Origin of the sequence: Methylorubrum populi (assembly GCF_002355515.1) — a bacterium.
Lineage (GTDB): Bacteria > Pseudomonadota > Alphaproteobacteria > Rhizobiales > Beijerinckiaceae > Methylobacterium > Methylobacterium populi_A.
In genome coordinates this window covers 41,784-59,879 of record NZ_AP014811.1, presented here as the reverse complement: position 1 = coordinate 59,879, position 18,096 = coordinate 41,784, and the positions used below count along the sequence as shown (strand labels likewise).

Annotated in this window: 17 protein-coding genes; 13 read left to right on the top strand and 4 right to left on the bottom strand. The window is 63.1% G+C overall.

Annotation, left to right across the window (positions count from 1 at the left end):
• Positions 1–215: 215 nt before the first annotated feature.
• Genes fabI through MPPM_RS27130 form a run of 4 tightly spaced genes read left to right on the top strand, consistent with a single transcriptional unit; the run spans position 216 to position 6,041 of the window.
• A complete protein-coding gene (gene fabI / locus MPPM_RS27145; protein WP_041359224.1) occupies positions 216–980 on the top strand; it encodes an enoyl-ACP reductase FabI in 765 nt (254 codons plus the stop codon).
• Between the two features lie 14 nt (positions 981–994).
• On the top strand, positions 995–3,463 hold the full coding sequence (locus tag MPPM_RS27140) for a DUF3141 domain-containing protein (protein WP_111772160.1): 2,469 nt from the start codon (positions 995–997) through the stop codon (positions 3,461–3,463).
• Positions 3,460–4,869, top strand: a complete 1,410-nt coding sequence (locus MPPM_RS27135; RefSeq protein ID WP_041359192.1) for a bifunctional enoyl-CoA hydratase/phosphate acetyltransferase — start codon at positions 3,460–3,462, stop codon at positions 4,867–4,869. The genes MPPM_RS27140 and MPPM_RS27135 overlap by 4 nt, the downstream gene beginning before the upstream one ends.
• Positions 4,866–6,041: an acetate/propionate family kinase gene (locus tag MPPM_RS27130; RefSeq protein WP_012779271.1), complete on the top strand. Its 1,176-nt coding sequence runs from the start codon at positions 4,866–4,868 to the stop codon at positions 6,039–6,041. Before MPPM_RS27135 ends, MPPM_RS27130 begins: the two co-directional genes overlap by 4 nt.
• A gap of 172 nt (positions 6,042–6,213) precedes the next feature.
• Here the strand turns inward: MPPM_RS27130 and MPPM_RS28335 are convergent, their stop codons facing one another.
• Both MPPM_RS28335 and MPPM_RS27125 read right to left on the bottom strand, forming a co-directional pair.
• Entirely contained in the window at positions 6,214–6,600 is a 387-nt protein-coding gene (locus MPPM_RS28335) for a hypothetical protein (RefSeq protein ID WP_133091956.1), read from the bottom strand.
• A gap of 366 nt (positions 6,601–6,966) precedes the next feature.
• On the bottom strand, positions 6,967–7,932 hold the full coding sequence (locus MPPM_RS27125) for an AraC family transcriptional regulator (protein WP_244414150.1): 966 nt from the start codon (positions 7,930–7,932) through the stop codon (positions 6,967–6,969).
• Between the two features lie 184 nt (positions 7,933–8,116).
• Between MPPM_RS27125 and MPPM_RS27120 the strand changes: the two genes are divergently transcribed.
• Both MPPM_RS27120 and MPPM_RS27115 read left to right on the top strand, forming a co-directional pair.
• Positions 8,117–8,578, top strand: coding sequence for a cupin domain-containing protein (locus MPPM_RS27120; RefSeq protein ID WP_012779273.1), 462 nt, complete (start codon positions 8,117–8,119; stop codon positions 8,576–8,578).
• Positions 8,578–9,174 (top strand): DUF2380 domain-containing protein, encoded by a 597-nt coding sequence (locus MPPM_RS27115; protein WP_012779274.1) that lies wholly within the window; start codon positions 8,578–8,580, stop codon positions 9,172–9,174. Before MPPM_RS27120 ends, MPPM_RS27115 begins: the two co-directional genes overlap by 1 nt.
• A 266-nt stretch (positions 9,175–9,440) precedes the next feature.
• On the opposite strand, the gene MPPM_RS27110 is transcribed toward MPPM_RS27115, so the two are convergent.
• A complete protein-coding gene (locus MPPM_RS27110) occupies positions 9,441–10,352 on the bottom strand; it encodes a homoserine kinase (protein WP_012779275.1) in 912 nt (303 codons plus the stop codon).
• Between the two features lie 238 nt (positions 10,353–10,590).
• Positions 10,591–12,030 (bottom strand): IS1182 family transposase, encoded by a 1,440-nt coding sequence (locus tag MPPM_RS27105; protein WP_096486419.1) that lies wholly within the window; start codon positions 12,028–12,030, stop codon positions 10,591–10,593.
• A gap of 214 nt (positions 12,031–12,244) precedes the next feature.
• Between MPPM_RS27105 and MPPM_RS27100 the strand changes: the two genes are divergently transcribed.
• The 7 genes from MPPM_RS27100 (at position 12,245) to MPPM_RS27065 (ending at position 17,913) form a co-directional block, all read left to right on the top strand.
• Positions 12,245–12,829, top strand: a complete 585-nt coding sequence (locus MPPM_RS27100; RefSeq protein WP_041359194.1) for a recombinase family protein — start codon at positions 12,245–12,247, stop codon at positions 12,827–12,829.
• A gap of 4 nt (positions 12,830–12,833) precedes the next feature.
• Positions 12,834–13,274 (top strand): hypothetical protein, encoded by a 441-nt coding sequence (locus MPPM_RS27095; RefSeq protein ID WP_012779277.1) that lies wholly within the window; start codon positions 12,834–12,836, stop codon positions 13,272–13,274.
• A gap of 170 nt (positions 13,275–13,444) precedes the next feature.
• Positions 13,445–14,110 carry a hypothetical protein gene (locus tag MPPM_RS27090; protein WP_041359196.1) on the top strand — a complete coding sequence of 222 codons (666 nt, stop codon included), beginning with the start codon at positions 13,445–13,447 and terminating at the stop codon, positions 14,108–14,110.
• 360 nt (positions 14,111–14,470) lie between these two features.
• Positions 14,471–15,247 carry a DUF3800 domain-containing protein gene (locus MPPM_RS27080; protein WP_012779280.1) on the top strand — a complete coding sequence of 259 codons (777 nt, stop codon included), beginning with the start codon at positions 14,471–14,473 and terminating at the stop codon, positions 15,245–15,247.
• A gap of 553 nt (positions 15,248–15,800) precedes the next feature.
• Positions 15,801–16,457 (top strand): nucleotide-binding protein, encoded by a 657-nt coding sequence (locus tag MPPM_RS27075; protein WP_012779281.1) that lies wholly within the window; start codon positions 15,801–15,803, stop codon positions 16,455–16,457.
• A complete protein-coding gene (locus tag MPPM_RS27070) occupies positions 16,429–16,728 on the top strand; it encodes a ribbon-helix-helix domain-containing protein (RefSeq protein WP_041359198.1) in 300 nt (99 codons plus the stop codon). Before MPPM_RS27075 ends, MPPM_RS27070 begins: the two co-directional genes overlap by 29 nt.
• 174 nt (positions 16,729–16,902) lie before the next feature.
• Complete coding sequence (locus tag MPPM_RS27065; protein WP_017482500.1) at positions 16,903–17,913, top strand: hypothetical protein; 1,011 nt, start codon at positions 16,903–16,905, stop codon at positions 17,911–17,913.
• The last annotated feature ends 183 nt before the right edge of the window (positions 17,914–18,096 follow it).

The following is an 18,096-nucleotide window of genomic DNA, read 5'->3' as shown; positions in this document are numbered from 1 at the left end:
GCCAGCCACCTTAGAGTTTCAAAAAGTTATGTGACCTGGCGGTTCATAGCACGCCTCAGCCGGTGCCTTCGTGGCTCAAGAGGTGGCTTTGAGGGCCAAGCCCCCTCCTCGTCTTGATCCCTCTGCCTTTGCTGCGTCGCGCAAGCTTCACGCAGTTATGTTGCAGTGCCATGGAAAGCCGGGGCCCAAAAGGGCCACGCTTGGCGGAGGATGGTGTGTTCTCATTGAAGGGAAGTCGTGCACTCGTCGTCGGGGTGGCGAACGATCAGTCGATTGCCTGGGGGTGCGCCAAGGCGCTTCGCCAACAGGGCGCCGACTTGGCGATCACGTACCTCAACGAGAAGGCCGAGGCGTACGTCCGCCCGCTGGCGGAGCAGCTTGACGCGCAGATCGTCATGCCATTGGACGTCAGCCAGCCAAGGCAGATGGACGCGCTGTTCGAGGAGATCACAGCGCGGTGGGGGCGCCTCGACACTCTCCTGCACTCGATTGCGTTCTGCCCCCGGGACGATCTGCATGGACGGGTGGTGGACTGCTCGGCGGAAGGCTTTGCACAGGCGATGGATGTCTCCGTGCACTCCTTCTTGCGCATGCTCCAGCGCGCGGAGCCGCTGATGGAGCGTGGCGGGACCTGCATGACGGTGAGCTTCTACGGCTCCGAGAAGGTCGTGGAGCACTACAACATCATGGGGCCGGTCAAAGCCGCCCTGGAGGCTGTCGTACGCTACACCGCCGCAGAGCTCGGCCCGAAAGGTATCTCGGTCCACGCGCTGTCGCCCGGGCCACTCAAAACCCGCGCAGCATCTGGCATCGCGGAGTTCGACAAGCTTCTCAACAACGCAGCCGAGCAGGCGCCCACCCACATGCTCGCGACCATCGACGACGTTGGTGCCTATGCCGCCTTCCTAGCGAGCAGGGAAGCAGCCAACGTCACCGGTGGCATTCACCTGATCGATGGGGGCTACAGCATCGTTGGATGAAGTCGGGGAGCGCCATGGACGAGCTGCAGCCGACGGCCCTCGCGTCTTCCTTGGCCGGCGCCCGGCGCGACGTCTTTCTGCAAGGTCCCGTTGTGCGACGTGAGGAGATGATGGAGTATTTCGCCCAAGGCGCAGCTGCGAGCGAGCTTCTGTTGCGTGCCGCCTCGCGGCAATGGTCGGCGATCTCAAACGCGCAAAACAAGCGAAGCCTGAAAAACCTCGAGCGCCTGAACATCGGCTTCGAAGGGATGGTGAACTCCGCGATGACTGGGTCGCTGTCTCAGGATTGGGCTGCATATCTACACGATCGCGCCGAGCGGACCGTCCTCACCCTCGACGCGCTGCGTGAGCGTGGGGACATCTTCATCGCACATGAGGGCGCTGGTTGCCCTCCCGTGCTGATCTACGACTACGAGGTGGTGATGGATGGCCGTGATTTACCGCGGCCCTGCAACTACATGCTGCTGCGCATCGTGCCACCCGCTGGCGTCACTGTAGCGGACAGCAAGCGTCCCTATGTCATCATCGATCCGCGGGCGGGGCACGGCGCCGGCATCGGTGGCTTCAAGTTCGACAGCCAGGTCGGTGTGGCGCTCGCGCGTGGCAACCCGGTTTACTTCGTAGGCTTCCGCCGTGATCCGGAGAGCGGGCAGACGTTGGCCGATGTGGCCCGAGCAGAGGCGGCGTTCGTCCGTGAGGTCGTGCGGCGTCATCCCGAGAGCCCGATGCCAGCCATCATCGGCAATTGCCAGGGCGGCTGGGCTGCGCTGCTGCTTGCAGCGACCAATCCCGACCTCAGCGGCCCGGTCGTGCTCAATGGTGCCCCGGTAGCAGCCTGGTCCGGTGAGGTCGGCACCAACCCGATGCGCTACAAAGCCGGTCTTATCGGTGGAACCTGGCAGTCGATGTTCTGGTCGGATATCGGCGGTGGGGTGTTCGATGGGGCGCACCTCGTGAACAATTTCGAGCTGCTCAATCCCAGTCGTCATTACTTCGTAAAATACTACGATCTTTTCACCAGTATCGACATCGGCCGCGAGCGCTTCCTCGAGTTCGAGAAGTGGTGGGGCGGCATGTTTCTTATGAACGAGCCAGAGATCTGCTGGATTGTCGAGCAGCTTTTCGTCGGCAACAAGCTCGTCAAGAATACTGCGCAGCTTGAGCCAGGTCGGCCCATTGATCTTAAAGGCATACGTGCGCCTATCATTGTGTTCTCGAGTTTCGGAGACAATATCACCCCGCCGCAGCAGGCGCTTAACTGGCTTGTCGATACCTACGCCGACGTCGATGAGATGCGCATCCATGGCCAGCGCATCATCTATATGCTCAATGACGAGATCGGCCACCTCGGCATCTTCGTCTCGGCCAAAATCGCCAAGAAGGAGCACACCGAGGTCAGCTCGGTCATGCGAACGATCGAGAGCCTGCCGCCGGGCCTCTACGAGATGAAGATCGAGGCGGCGCAAGGAGACGGGATCGACCGACAGTTCACGGTTGCGTTCTACGAGCGAACACTCGACGATGTGCGTCGGATCGATGATGGTCGTGTCGACGAAAGGCCCTTCGCCGCCGTGGACCGCTTTTCCACCGCGCAGGCGGAGGCCTACGATGTCCTGGTCCGGCCCCTCGTCAAGGCGATGGTCACGGCCCCGATGGCCGAAGCGAGCCGCGCGCTGCACCCCCTGCGACTGCAGCGTCGGATGATGTCGACGCAGAACCCGTTGGCAGCCCCGCTCCGCATGATGGCCGACGTGGTCAAGCCCAGCCGACGCGAGCTCCCGGTAGGCAATCCGTTCGCCTCGGCCGAGGCTATGATGGCGGACATGTTCGCTCAGTCGCTCGATCTCTTCCGCGATATGCGCGACATGGCCTACGAGCAGATGTTCTTCTCGCTGTGGCACTCGCCTTGGGCGCAGAACTACGGCAAGCCACATGATCTCCATCGTACGCTCGAGAGCGCGGCGGAGCTGCGCGCGCTGCCCGAGGTGGCGATCGCGCTCGGTCACCTGCGGGCTGGCGGATTTGTCGAGGCGGTCGTTCGCATGCTCGTCCTGTTGGCACAGTCGGCGGGAAGCGTCCGGCGCGACAGGCTTGAGCGATCGGCTCAGATGCTCGTCGACAACGAGCCGTTCCGCTCGCTGACCACCGCCGAGCGAGCACGGATCATTCACGAGCAGACCCTGATCGTGCGCTTTGCGCCCACCGAGGCGATCGAGACGCTTCTGGATCTGCTGCCGAGCCATGCGGAGCGTGAGCTCGCGCTGAGGCTCGTGCATTACATCCCGGGGCGGCTCAGTGAGATGGCGCCGACCACCCTCAGCCTGCTCCAGCGGCTCCACGCGGTACTTGAGGTGCCGCCGATCAACGAGGACGTGCTCGACAACCCATTGGACGGCAGGGATGAGCCGCCTGATCAGCTGGCTGGCTGGGCTCGAGCGGATAATCGACAGACCGCGTCCCAGACTGGAGCCGCCGCTGAATGAACCGCGAGAACAGGACTTTCGCAGAGATCCGGCCGGGCGACTCGGCCGAGTTGATGCGGACCTGCACGGCGGATGACTTCTTCGTCTTCGCCACCGCATCGGGCAACCATAATCCGATGCACCTGCCCGAACACGACCATGATGGCGATGGTGTGAAAGACGAGCCGATCGCACCAGCGATGTGGGTCGGCTCGTTGATCTCGGCGGTGCTCGGCAACATCTTGCCCGGGCCCGGCACGCTCTATCGCGCGCAAGATCTGCAGTTCTTGGGCCATGCCCGCGCGGGCGACGACCTCGTCGCCCGCGTCACCGTGCTCGAGAAGCACGACGATGGCAGGGTTCGGCTTGCGACCATCGTCGAGCGACCCTCGGATAGGGCGACGCTGGTGCGCGGCGAGGCGTTGGTTCAGGCGCCCTCGGTAAAGCTCAGCTTTGACGATCTCGATCTCCCGGGGCTGGTGGTCCAGCGCCACAGGCATTTCGATGCCCTGCTCGAGCGCGCCCGGGTGCTGCCGCCGCTCACCGTTGCCGTCGTCGCACCGGAGGAGCCGAACTCGCTGGGCGGCGCGCTGCTCGCGGCCGAGCATCATCTGATCACCCCCATCTTCGTCGGCGATCGGACCAGGATCGAGGCGGCAGCGCGTGAGATCGGCAGAAGCATCACCCAGGTCGAGATCGTCGACACCAGCTGGCACATCGCAGCCGCGAACAAGGCCGTCGACCTCATCGCTGCAGGTCGTGCCCAGGCGCTGATGAAGGGGCACCTCCACACCGACGATCTCCTGCGCGCCGCATTGCGCAAAGACAACGGCCTGCGTCGCGGTCGGCGCCTGACACACGTCTTCGTCATGGACGTTCCAGGGCTCACCCACCCGCTGCTCGTCACCGATGCCGCGATCAACATCACCCCGGACCTCATGACCAAGGTCGATATCGTGCAGAACGCGATCGATCTCGCCGTCTCACTCGGGATCCCCGAGCCGAAGGTCGGTATTCTCTCGGCGGTCGAGACGGTCAATCCGGCAATCCCTTCCTCCGTTGATGCGGCGCTGCTGTCCAAGATGGCTGAGCGCGGTCAGATCAAGGGTGGGATCGTCGATGGGCCACTGGCCATGGACAACGCGCTCGACCTCAAGGCTGCGCGAACCAAGGGCATCTCAAGTGTCGTCGCTGGTCAGGCCGAGGTGTTGGTGGTGCCGGGGCTCGACGCCGGCAACATGCTCGCCAAGCAGCTCACCTACATCTCGAAAGCTGAGGGGGCGGGGCTCGTCATGGGCGCGAAGGTGCCGATCATCATGACGTCGCGGGCCGACGGCGAGAAGGCGCGCTTGGCCTCCTGTGCGGTCGCCGCGGTACATCACGCGCGCGTCTCCTCTAACACGGTAGCGGAGCTTGCGCAGCAGTGAGCCGATCGATTGCCCTGACGCTCAACGCAGGCTCCTCCTCACTGAAATTCGCTGTCTACGATATCGCACGGGGCGAGCCCGAGGAGCTCGCCACCGGCCTGATCGAACGGATCGGCGACCGACCGCGCATCAAGATGAAGGCCGGAGGCGAGCTGTTCGAGAGCCGTGATCTCGATGCTCGGGAGACGGATGCTCCCACGAGTACACTCGATATCGTGCTCACGTTCCTGCAGGAGCATCTCGGCGAGTTGAACGTGACGGCCGTCGGGCACCGCGTTGTTCATGGCGGACCGCATTATGCCGTGCCCGTGCTGGTCACACGCGCGATGCTCGATGAGTTGCGCGCGTTGTCGTCGTTCGCCCCACTCCACCAACCGCACAACATCGCCGGCATCGAGGCAGCACTGACGGCCTTTCCCGAAGCGATCCAGGTTGCCTGCTTCGACACGGCATTCCACCGGCACCAGCCCAAGGTGAACGACGTTTTTGCCCTGCCGCGCGAGTATTACGACAAGGGTGTGCGTCGGTACGGCTTCCATGGGCTGAGCTACGAGTACATCGCGGGCGAGCTGAAGCGCATTGCTCCGTTGCTCTATGACGGTCGCGTCGTCGTTGCGCATCTCGGCAATGGCGCCTCGATGTGCGCTATGCTCGGTGGTCGCTCCATCGCCTCTACCATGGGGTTCACGGCGCTTGACGGCCTGCCGATGGGAACACGCTGCGGTCAGATCGATCCGGGTGTCGTCTTCTACCTCGTGCAGCAGGAGGGGAAGACGATCGATGAGGTGCGCGAGCTGTTCTACAGCAAGTCCGGCCTCCTCGGCCTCTCGGGGTTGTCGAACGATATGCGCACGCTGGAGGCGGCTGCAACGCCCGAGGCGATGGAAGCGATCGACTATTTCGTCTTCCGTATCCGGCGGGAACTCGGCGGCTTGGCCGCGGCACTCGGTGGTATTGATGCCCTGGTGTTCTGCGGTGGCATCGGTGAGAATTCTCGCTACATCCGTGAACGGGTTTGCGAAGGGCTGGACTGGATCGGGATCGAGCTCGACCGCGAGCGCAACAAGGCGAACGAGCGGCGCATCAACGGATCATTCAGCCGGACCCACGTGCTCGTCATACCAACGAATGAGGAAATTGTTATCGCTCGGGCAGTCAAAACTTTCACATAGAACCACTACTGTCAGGTATCTCTAACCTGATGTGGTTGTCTTATGACGAAAGCATGTTTGTTTTAACGGCAACGTAGCGCAACATGGCGTCCAACACTCCGCTTCTGCAGAAGTCTATAATATTTACATTTCAGCCATAGTTTTTGGAGCGTTGTAGATTTCTTGAAAAATATTAGTTACCCACAACAAATCCAATACGTACTGGCTCCGCGCTTATTTTTGGTAAAGCAGTCAAAGCTATGTTGACCTGCGTATAATGTTTCACCAGGTGGATTGGGTGGCCATCGAACATACCCTCGAATATGATCAGGCTGCCAGATTGGCTTATACGCCTCACATGGAACGTTCGACCCCCTGCATCAGAGACGAAATACGCTCCGATTTCGTGCATGTGATCCAGCGACAACTCAAAAACACGGACGGCATTGGTTAGAGCAATAAACGTGTGCTTGCTGGCCGCGCTTTCATCTGTCGGACCAGTCTGTTTATGCTCTTCTATCGATCCATATGACCGCTTCTCTTCCGCTGGTCTGCTGTAATTGCTGGAAATTGATGTCATGCGGATATTCTCCATGTGCGGGGATACATATTCGACAGCGTGCCTGTGGAGATTGGCGCACTTGCGTGACCGAATGATGTAAGGAGAAGTGCCAGATAACGATGCCGCCAAGGTCGAAAGATCGTGTGGACACCCAGCTTTCGCTGCGTGGATGACCTTGATGACTCGCCCTGATTAACATCCATCAACGTCGTTTACTCAATCTATGCTGCATCCAAGGTCTGCAATTCATCTCGAGTTGACCTCTGATTGTGCGATCACCGTTGTACGGAAAACGAACGTTTTTCTCACATGCATGATCGCACAATCAGAAGACCACTCGGGGTGGATAGCGGTCCTTGGTGCCGCGCTCACATCAGCCACGCTTCAAGATGGCTCGCTGAAGCTTCGACGCCATTGGCTCGGCGTCACACCGGTCCATTCCAGAAATGCTCGCGTAAAATGGGCTGCGTCCGCATACCCGAGTTCGATCGCTATCCGACCTATGGATAACGCCTCTCCTGACAGCAGCGCCTTGGCGCGGCGCACCAGCACGGCACGCTGGATGTCTGCATAGCGCGTGCCCGCCTCCTCCAGCCGGCGTTGGAGGGTTCGACGCGACATGCCGAGGCGACGGGCGATCCCGTCGATGGAGGGGCGCGCCTCGTCCAGGCCGAGCTCGATCATGTGGGCCACGCAAGCCGCGATATCATCACCGATTGGTTCGTTGTCGGCTGCTTCCGTGGTGACCGGGTCGTAGCGCTTGGGGTTCGGGATCAGGAGACAATGCGAGGAGAAGACCAGGCCGGCCCGTGATCCAAGCGTGATCTCGCAGCCGAGCAGAGTCTCAATCTCCTCACGTGCCCCTAGGCTCGCTCCCGTCACCACGCCCCGGGCTGGTCTCCAAGTCGGTCCGAGAAAGTGACGTACCGTACCGAGCAGATAACCGAGCGCCAGGATCTCGTTCGCCTGACGTCCGCTCTCGATGCGCTCGGTGACCGCGTAGCCGTAGAACGCTTGTGCGCCCTGCCGATACAGGCCTGTTGAAGTCGCTGTCTGGAGCAAGCACGGCATCACGCTCCTGACCCGAGCCACTGCTGCCTGAAGCGTTTCTGCGGACTGTACTTGGAGGCCGATCGGCCCGAGTCCGGCAATGCCGGTTTGCATGGAGAGGCGGGCAGGAAGGGCTGGATCGCCGATCTCACGGATCGCTGCCTCGACGAGCTTGAGCTGGTCGCGCAAGAGGATCAGCCGGTCGGGGGTGTCCAGGAGTGTCAGCGGCATCTGGGCCCGGCCGAACACCCGCCTGAGCGAGCCACCAGCTGCCGTCACCGCCTCGGCGATCGGCCCCATCGTGCGTGCTCTGGTGAGGCCCTGCGACGGCATAAGCATTCCCCCGGAAGAGGGTCGACGCGTTGGCACCAAATGGCAAGCGCGGACTGCATACCCCGCTTACTTCTAAGCTTGTCGGGCTGCACGGACGGTCGCGCTGGGGGATCATCAAGCTCGCAGGCGCCCATGCCAGGACGCGGCCAAGATGCATCCGGAGGACGCCATGGCAACGCTCCCATTCGATGACACCAACATTACGTGGCAGACCATCGAGGGCTTCGATCACGCCGCCTACCACATCCTAAGCGTCGACGAGGACGCAAGGATCGTCGACCTGCTGTTCAAGTTTGCGGCGAACGAGCGGATCGCGCTGCATCGGCATGGTGCGGCCTACCGGACGCTCGTCCTGCAGGGTGAATTGAGGATCTACCGGCCAAATGGCGAACTGAAGGAGAGCCGCCCAGTCGGCAGCTATGTGGCGGGCCGTGCCGGAGGGGAGCCCCACACCGAAGGCGGCGGTGATCAGGACGTGATCGTCTATTTCACGAACCGGGACATTGCCGGCCCCGTCTACGAGATCCTCGACGAGCACCACGCGGTCGTAGCAACCTTCGGCATTCCGGAGTTCAAGGCGCTCTATGAGGCGCAAATATCGCGAGCCGCCTGATGCTCCAGGGATCCTCATTTCTCCCGATGATCGGCCGAAACACTATGGCGCGGCTGGATGTCCTTGCTTGCATGCTGCCTGGCAAGCGACTGCTTCCGCAGATCAGTGCGATCGGACTGCTGCTCGCAGCGCTTGCCCCGTCTCCAGCCGGCTCGGCCGAACGTCGGCCGATCCCGCTGTCCGTGCTTCCCCTCAAATTGCTCGACACGTCGAACGAGCCGACTGACCAGTCGGCCCAACACGCTGCCCGATTGGCCCGTATGGCGGACAGCCTCGCTATCGATCTGACCCGCTCCGGCCTGTTTCAGGCCACGGCCGTGTCGGCCGACCACTTGCTGAGGAGCTGTCCATCCGGCGAAGCCGAATGCTTGCTGCGCGCTGCGCGGGAGGAAGGAGCCGAGCTGATCTTCGTCGGTGTCGTGCACAAGAGCAGCACGCTGATCCTACAACTCTGGGCAAGGCTGGTGGATGCCCGGACCGGCCGGGACGTTCTCGCCCGCGACCTCAACTTCCGTGGCGACACGGATGAAGCATGGCAGCGGGCAGAGACGTTTCTCGTTGCGCAAATTCGCGATGCGGTAGCATTAGCCCGCTAGGAAGGTCCCTCCAGCGGAGGACACCTTCCTCGCCGGTCCGCAACGGGTGGAGGCCGTGTGAAAACGTGAGAGGTATCGGTTGCGGCAGAAGGTTATTCCCCAAGGCGCTGTGTGAAGCGTCGAAAAGGACGCATTGCCGCCATCAGCATGACTGCCTTGCGAGTTGGACTCCTCGTCAAGCAGAAGATTGTTCTACGGTCTCGCAGCGTGTCTTCGTTTTCACACAGCCTCGGTGGAAAGCCGACGATCGCGTAAGCCGTGCGGCGTCAGAACCTCAACTCGCTATCCAGCACGGCCGTCGCGTGGTCGAGCACGTGCGGCCATAGATCGTCCGCAAGGATGCAGAACTCCGCCAGGAACAGCAGCGCACGCATTTCGGCTAGCTTGACGAAATGCGGCAGGGCTCGCCGCTCCGTCACAGACAGCGGGCGCACGCGTTCGTAGCCCGCCAGCAGCGCGGCGATGAGCACCGCCGTCTTCGCCGGATCACCGCGCACGAAATGCCAAGCCGCAGTCCCAAGATCGAGCACGTAGGGGCCGCGGCCGCAATCATCGAAGTCGAAGAAGCCGATCGTGCTGTCCCGCGCGATGGCGTTGGCCAGTCGGGCGTCCCCGTGACAGTTTCCCGACGGGAGATCGTGCGTCGCAGGATCGCCCAGCATCTCCACCCGGCATCGATCCAGGGCACGCCGCACGGTCTCGCTGCCGGAGATGCGCGCTAACGACACGTCGGAGTGCGCGCACAGCGTTGCTGGATCAAGCGGACGCGCACTGCCGGCCTCAATCCCGGCGAGAGCCCCGTGCAGCCGCGCCAGCGCCGAGCCGAACAGCGCTACGTCTTCCGGCTCGGCGGCGATCGGCCGACCGTTGAGAGCGTGGAACAGGCCGACGACGCGATCTACCCCGTCAAACAGCAAGCGCGCGCAATCCGCGCCATCGGCAGTTGGGATCGGTCGCGCCACGTCGATGCCCGGCGTCTGCCGGGCCTCGTGCAGCAGACGCATCTCGAACGCGATCTCGGCTGCGGATCGCCCCGTGGGCCGGTAGAGGCGCAGATAGTAGGTATTGTCGTCCGAGGTGAGACGATAGGTTCGGTTCGCGCCCGGGACCACCAACGCGCAGTCGGTGAACACGCGCCCATAGTGCTGGCAGAGGGCGTGGAGGTCGATGTCGCTCATTGGTTCGGCCTACCACGCGCGGCACGGGCGGGGCAGCACCGCCTGCGTCTGCTCAGGGTCCAGGCCGTGTCAAAACTCTGGGATTGGGACTTTGCGGTCGGGTGACGTCCCGGTCTCTTGAGAATGGGCTGTTCATCGCGTCGAACGGGTTTTTGCGGTCGGGAGACGACCAGTTTTTGATTGAAAGCGCCTCCTGGACGGTTTCCCGGCCTCTTCGGCGAGCGATCCATGCTCCCGCTCAGGTGGGGATCGCCGCCAGGAGCTTCCGGCTTCCCAGGATGTTGAGAACCCGCGTCAGATTGTAGGCGAGGACATGGAGCGCCATCTCGGTCGAGACGCGCGGCAGGGTCTTGGTGAGGAAGTGCGTGGCCCCCATCCGCGCCTTCAGCGTACCGAAAGGATGCTCGACCGTCTCACGCCGGACCCGCATGGCCAGCGGATCGGCGTCCAATCGGCGCTGCACCGTCTCCAGCACATCCTCGTGCTCCCAACGTGTCACCCGGCGCTCCTTGCCCGTCGTGCATTCCGCCTTCATCGGGCAGGCCGAGCACACGTTCGTCCAGTACCGATGCAGCGTCAGGCCGTTCTCCACCGTGGTGCATCGGTGGGGCAGCGTCTCGCCCGCCGGGCACAGGTAGGCATTCTCCTGAGGGCGATAGAGAAAATCCTCCTTGCCGAAGCGGCCGGCGGCCTTGGCGCCCGAGGTCATCGGCCGGGGCAGCGTGACCGAGATGCCGGCGCGTTCGCAAGCCAGAATCTGTTCACCGGAATAATAGCCCCGGTCGGCCACCGCATCGAGCGTGTCCGTCTCCAGAGCCTGCTTGGCCCGTACTGCCATACCACGGAGCTGCGCCCGGTCCGAGCCGGCATTGGTCACCGCGTGCGCCACGATCAGATGATGCTCGGTCTCGACCGCCACCTGGACGTTGTAGCCCACCACGCCCGACCCGCGCCCGCTGGTTGCCATCGATCGCGCGTCGGGATCGGTCAGCGAGATCTGCCGGTCGGGCGCCGCCTTCATCTGCTCCTCCAGGCCGGCCAACCGCTCCATCTCCTGCCCGAGGCGGGCGATCTTCTCCTTCAGCCGCACCACCTTGGCGGCCAGTTCGGGTGTGGGATCCTGACGATCGGCCGTGTCGAGCTGCGAGAGGTAGCGCGACACGCTCTCCTCGATCTGCTGGCGGCGCCGGTCGAGCTTGCCTTGCGTGAAGTTGCGGTCGCGGTTGTTGACCGCCTTGAACTTCGAGCCGTCGATCGCGACGCGTGTGCCGGTCAGCAGGCCCATCTCGCGGCACAAACCGACGAAGCGGGCACAGACGCGCCCGATGGCCGGTCCGTTCTGACGGCGGAACTCAGCAATGGTCTTGTGATCGGGCGACAGCTGACCCGTCAGCCACATGACCTCGACGTTGCGGCCCGCTTCACGCTCCAGACGCCGGCTCGACGGGACCCGGTTGAGGTATCCGTAGACGTAGAGCTTCAGGAGAGCGGCCGGATGGTAGCCCGGTCGCCCCGTCCGTGCCGCATCGACGCCCGCGAAGCCGAGCGCCCCAAGATCCAGCGCATCCACGAAGGCATCGACCACGCGGACCGGATTGTCCTCGGCGATCCAGTCTTCAAGACACGGCGGAAACAGCGTCGTCTGATCACGCTCGGCACCGACAACAAACCGTCCCATGCCAGCCTCCGGTCGACCCGGAGAAAGATACCATCATGGGAGTTTTGACACAGCCAGGGTCGGAAGCGGCTGCCCGTAGATGTCACTTAAACGTTCGTTTAGGTGACAATCAGCCCAAACCCCTCCGAGGGCCCCTCAAACGTGGCCGTTTGTGTCACCTAAATATGTAACTATTTCTATTGTCACGAAAACGCTGTTGTGCGACTATCGTAACATGTTGATTGGCTACGCACGCGTTTCCACCGAGGACCAGAACTTGGACCTGCAGCGCGATGCCCTGAAGGCCGCTGGCTGCATCCGGATCTTCGAGGAGAAGGAGAGCGGGCGCGCCGGCACCAAGCGCCCGGCCCTCGAGGCTGCCCTCGACTTTCTGCGCGCCGAGGATCAGCTGGTGGTCTGGAAGATCGACCGCCTTGGCCGCTCCCTCCGCGAAATGCTCGACACCGCCCACATGCTGCAGGAGCGCGGGGTCAAGCTGCGCTCGCTGACCGAGCAGGTGGACACCGAGACCGCCACCGGGCGGATGATGTTCAACTTCCTCGGCACGATCGCCGAGTACTTCCTCGACCTGAACCGTGAGCGCACCCTGGCCGGGCTCAAGGCGGCGGTCGCGCGGGGCCGCAAGGGCGGCCGTCCGCGCAAGATCACCGACGCCGACCTAGAGGCGGGCCGCGCGATGCTCGCCGCCGGCACCATCCCAGTGGCCGAGATTGCCAAGCGCCTCGGCGTCAGCCGCAAGACCTTCTACCTCTACTTTCCGCAGGCACGCGCGCGCAGCCAGGCGCAGGCGAAGGGCTGAGCCGATGCCGATCCGCCCGGAAAACCGCTTCTTCTATCCCATCGACTGGGCACAGCTGTCCGACGTGATCCGGTTCGGGCGTGCCAAGGGCTACTGCGAAGGCTGTGGCCGGCCCCATGGTCAGCTGGTGTTTCACCTGGGGGATGGTCGCTGGTGGGATGCCGCCGGGCAGACTTGGCGCAGCAGCAAGGGGCGTCCGCTCAAGCTGGCCCCGCTGGAATGCCTGCCGGCGGGGACGGTGATCGAGACCACCCGGGTCTACCTAGCCTGCGCCCATCTCGATCACGATCCGGGCAACAACGACCCGAAGAACCTCAAGGCGCTCTGCCAGCGCTGCCACATCCTGCACGACCGGACCGAGCACCTGCGCCAGCGCTGGTTCACCTACCGCGCCAGACGGGCGTCCGGAGACCTGTTCCTGGGCCCCTACCCGTTTCGGTACTGACCGAGCAAAGCTGTCAGGCCACCCACCCCTGACGGCCGGCCTGAAAGCAAGGCGTGGGGCTGGTCGCCGTGCGCTTTTCAACAGGAAAGGCGGTGGATGACGCGTAAGAGTAATTGTCAGGGTAAGAGTCGTCTTTACGTTGTACAGCTTAATTGCCGTGGAGAGGCCCGTTGCCACTCGAAAGCATTTCGCTGCGCAAGCTGCTGAAGATCGGGTTTGCCCGTCCCAACCGTCGCCAGGGAGCTCTACGGGAGATCATTCGTCAGGATCGAGCCCGTGCCGCCGGACCCGTTGATGAGGGCGGTGACTTCTATGGGCCATTCTGGGCGGATGCCAAGGCGCACGTCTTCGGCACCCGAGATCTGCACGAGGCGACGACAGGCAGGGTGGCCGACAACCGGAACCGGCACCGGCTGTACCCGCTGCTCCGCGAGGGCTTTCTGGGGTGGTGGAACCCCTATCGTCGCGGGACCAACGAGCCTTTCCGGCTTGGTCCGGTCCAACGGACACGCTTTGAGGTCCTGTCGCTGGCTTCGACGGTCAAGGTCGACAACATCCTGTCGATCGAGGACGGTCTCGGGGGCCTTCACTACGTCTACCCGTACTTTGCCGAGGCCCCTGCCCTCGGGGATGAGGCCGCCCAGCTTGGCTTGTGGCTGCTTGGCCGCGCCCTGCCGGATCTGCCTGCCGACCGCTTACGCCTGCTCGACGTCTTCCGTGGACAGGCCTTTTCGATCGCCGATACGGCTCTTCAAGGTGATGAGGAGGAGCGGTTTCACCGCATGTACGCCGGTTTGATCCAGGAGCGTAATACCCTCAGGGGCCCGCCGGGCTAGTAACTCTCGCACTTCAATCTTTGCCATTTGTGGCAAATGGTTTGTGGATAACCGCATGCGGCGGCAACGCCTGGGACAGCCTGCCGTTGGGGTGGTGCGGGATCGTCCCGCACGGAGAAGTCCCATGGCAAAGAAGAGCAGCAGCAGCCGAAGCAGCTTCCGCAGCGCGGTGACTGGGCGCTACGTCACGGCCAAGCAGGGCAAGGCGAGCCCCAACACCACGGTGAAAGAGAAGCGTTAGATCCAGTCGCCATGACCGGCAACAAGCCACTTGTGGTAAGCCCTTTGCCACAAGTGGTACAAGGTTGAAGGTCAAGCCGCGAGTAACTACCGGCACTTAGCCGCGCATGGGGACATCGCGTGCTGGCCAACGGCCACGCTTCGCGGTATCGTCGGCTGATGGCCTTCAGTGACTATGTCGTGTTTGTCGATGAGAGCGGGGACCACGGCCTCAAAACGATCAACCCGGAGTACCCGGTCTTCGTCCTGGCGTTTTGCATCTGCCGCAAGGACGCCTACGTCCAGCATATCGTCCCCCTCATCCACCAGCTAAAGTTCGATTTCTGGGGCCACGACGCGGTGGTCCTGCACAGCCACGAGATCCGCAAATCCAAGGGTGACTTCGCCCAGCTGCTGGTTCCGGAAATCCGCGCGGCCTTCCAGGAGCGCATTACCGCGGTGATGCAGGAGGCGGAGTTCACGCTGATCGCGGCGGTCATCAACAAGGAGCAGCTGGTCCGTCGCTACGCCCAGCCCAACGATCCCTACGAGATCGCCCTCGCCTTCTGCATCGAGCGTCTGCAGATGTTCCTCCAGGAGCGCGGCCAGACCGACCGGCAGACGCATCTCCTGGTCGAGTGCCGCGGCAAAGCCGAGGATGACAAGCTAGAGCTGGAGTTCCGGCGGATCTGCGACGGCGCAAACCGGGTTGGGGCCTTGCCCAACCTCGACATCCGCTTTGTCGACAAAAAGCACAACTCGCCTGGGCTGCAGCTGGCGGACCTGGTTGCCTATCCGGTCGGTCGTCACGTGCTGAAACCTGACCAGCCCAACCGGGCCTATGAGGTGGTCGAACGGAAGTTCCGACAGAGCCCGACCGGACGCATCCCCGGCTACGGCCTCAAGCTCTTCCCGTAAGCCCAAAAAGCGAAAAGCCCCGGTGAGTTCACCGAGGCCCGACGCCGATCGAGAATTCCCGATCCACTTGAGACCAGTATGGGCCAGTGGCCCTATCTTTTCAAGGGAAATCGCCCTCGCCGCCAGCTTGCGGCTTATGGCAAGCCATAAATGGCTTTGCCTGAGTCGCTGCGCAGACATCGGTTTTGCCGGCTGATCTCAGCCACAGGCTGCTCACCACACTCTGTCGCAACCCCCTGTCAGCTGCCCTTGCCCCAGCCTGCATAAGGAAGGGTCACGAGGTGGCGTCCGGTTCATCCCCGGCGCGCGCTGCACGATGCCAGACCCCACGGGTACGGTCGCCAGCCTTCCAGTGGAACCCTCGTTCCTGCGGCGTTGCCGCGATGGTGATCCCGCGCGGTGCGCCGCCTTGAGGGCGGCGTTTTCGTGCTGCCATTTATGGCATGGCTATGGCATGCCATAAATGGCAAAGGGCACATGGCAAACGGTATACCTCGTGCGGCAAACCATTAACCACTTGCCACCTATCCTTACCGTCCGGAAGGATGCGCCCATGCACGTACTCGCAATCGTCTCCCAGAAGGGCGGCACCGGCAAAAGCACCCTGGCGTTCTCGCTGGCGGTAGCTGCCGAGGAGCAGGGCCTCAGAACCTCAATCATCGACATCGACCCGCAGGGTACCACCAAGAAGTGGTACAGCCGCCGCGAGGCCGAGACCGGACCTGAGGTCAACGCCCTGAGCGTCAACCAGCTTGAGGCGGCGATGCCGCTGCTCCGGAAGCAGGGGGTTCAGCTGGTGATCATCGACACGCCGGGTGCCGACACGCCCGGTGTCACGGCAGCGATACAGCTGGCCGACCTATGCCTGATCCCCGCCCGGCCGAGCGTGGCCGATATCGAGGCGTCGGCGCCGACGGTCAGCGCCATTCACCGCCTAGGCAAACCGTTCTCCTACGTCCTCAACCAGTGCCCGCCGGGCCGCTCGATCCGCACGACGGATGCCTTCCGCGTCCTGCAGCTGACCGGTGCCGTGGCCAGCACGCCGCTCGCCCTGCGCGCCGACCATATGGACGCGTTGGCGACAGGGCAGGGGGTTACCGAACGCGATCCGAACAGCAAGGCCGCCGGCGAGATCCGCGAGCTGCTGACCTGGACGCTCAACCGCATGGAAGGAAAGCCGCATGGCCAGAAACAGACCCGCGTCGCTTGAAGCCGCCCTGGGCGGTGCGCTGCCGCAGGAGCCAACCGCCGAGACCGCCACGATCGTGCAGCACCCGGCAAACCCTGTGGGCGCACCGGCGCCCAAAGCCAAGAACTACGAGCAGGTGGTCGCCTACGTGCCGACGGCCTGCAAGAAGCGCCTGCGCATGATGTGCATCGAGCACGACCGCGACCTCAACAGCTTCATCCGCGAGGGCATCGACCTGATGCTGGCGAAGTACGGCCAGCCGTCCCTCAAGGAGTTCGAGGCCAAGTCCTAAGCCATTTATGGCAAGCTATTTATGGTTTGCCATAAAATCCAAGGTGCTGTGAAAGCACAGATTTCCGGGTGATCCTTCGTCGGCGCTTAAAAAAACTTGCACATTTTTGGGGCGTGTGTTCCCGTTTCTGGTGCGTTGATTCCCAGTCGGCGCTAGGCTCCGGCCAGGATGTCCATGCCGCCCACCCGCCCGCTTACACCTGAGGAAGAACAGCGCCTTGCCCGCAAGGAGCGCACCCTCAAGAACCGTCGCGGCCGGCGCAACCCGTCGACCATGCCGCAGCACCTGGCGCGTACGTCGGCCTTTGCGCCGCGCAAGAAGGACCTGATCACCGACAGCAACTTTGTGCGCATCTACGAGGTGCCCGGCTACTCGGTGGTCGAGGTGAAAGGCAGGGAACTCGGCAGCCAGCACCGGGACGCGATCTATGCGCTGTTCCGCCTGCCGCGTGAGAAGGTCAGAACCGACAACCCGGCCTACCGGCGCGGGACGTTCATCTCGCCCGTGCTCTCCTACTATCAGACCCGCACGACTTGGCGGACGCTGATCAAGGCGATGGGGCGCACGGAGCACGTCAACAACCTCCTGAGCCTGGTGCACGTGTTCCAGGAGATCCAGCAAGTCAGCGTGCTGATCCACGAAGGCCGCTCTCTCAAGGAGCTCGAGGCGATCAAGGCCAAGCGGAACCGCAACATGCTGCCCGACGGCGCCGGCTCGGCTTCCTCGCTGATCACCGACCTCACGTGGGAAGGCGCGCAGCTCGACAGTGCGGTGACCGTAACCTACGGCGCCCGCGTTCTCGAGATGATCGAGAAGGCGCACCTGGTCAGCATCAACGCCGACGTGCAGTTCCGCCTCAAGTCCGACCACGCCAAGGTGTTCTGGCCATTTATCGACAGCCAGCCCGAGCACACCTACATCGACGAGGAGCGGCTGGCTCAGCTGGCCGGACGCGAGCTCTGGTCGGATACCGCGACCAGTGCGACGCGCGCCCAGTTCCGCAAGGAGTGCCGGGAGGCCTTCAAGGACATGGTCGGTGCCGGCGGCCTGTCGGCCTTCACTGAGGAGGTGACGGGGTCCGGCCGGGCGAAGTCGCGCCGTTACAGCTACACCCACGCGGCACCCCGGCAGTTTGAGCTCGAGCTGCAGAAAGCTGCGCAGAACGCTCAAGGCGTTGATGCATAAAGGGTTGAGGCGGAAAGAACGCCCCAAATTACTGATGCGGATTGATGCAGAACGTTTCGCATCAAAGGGTAGGTATGAGCTAAGTCATTGAGCCTGCTAGAACCGACCCGGGAGCTATGCGGGAGATTGGGTGACGACGGTGTGTTGAAGGCGGCGTATCGAGGCGGGTGTCGAAGCCTGCCA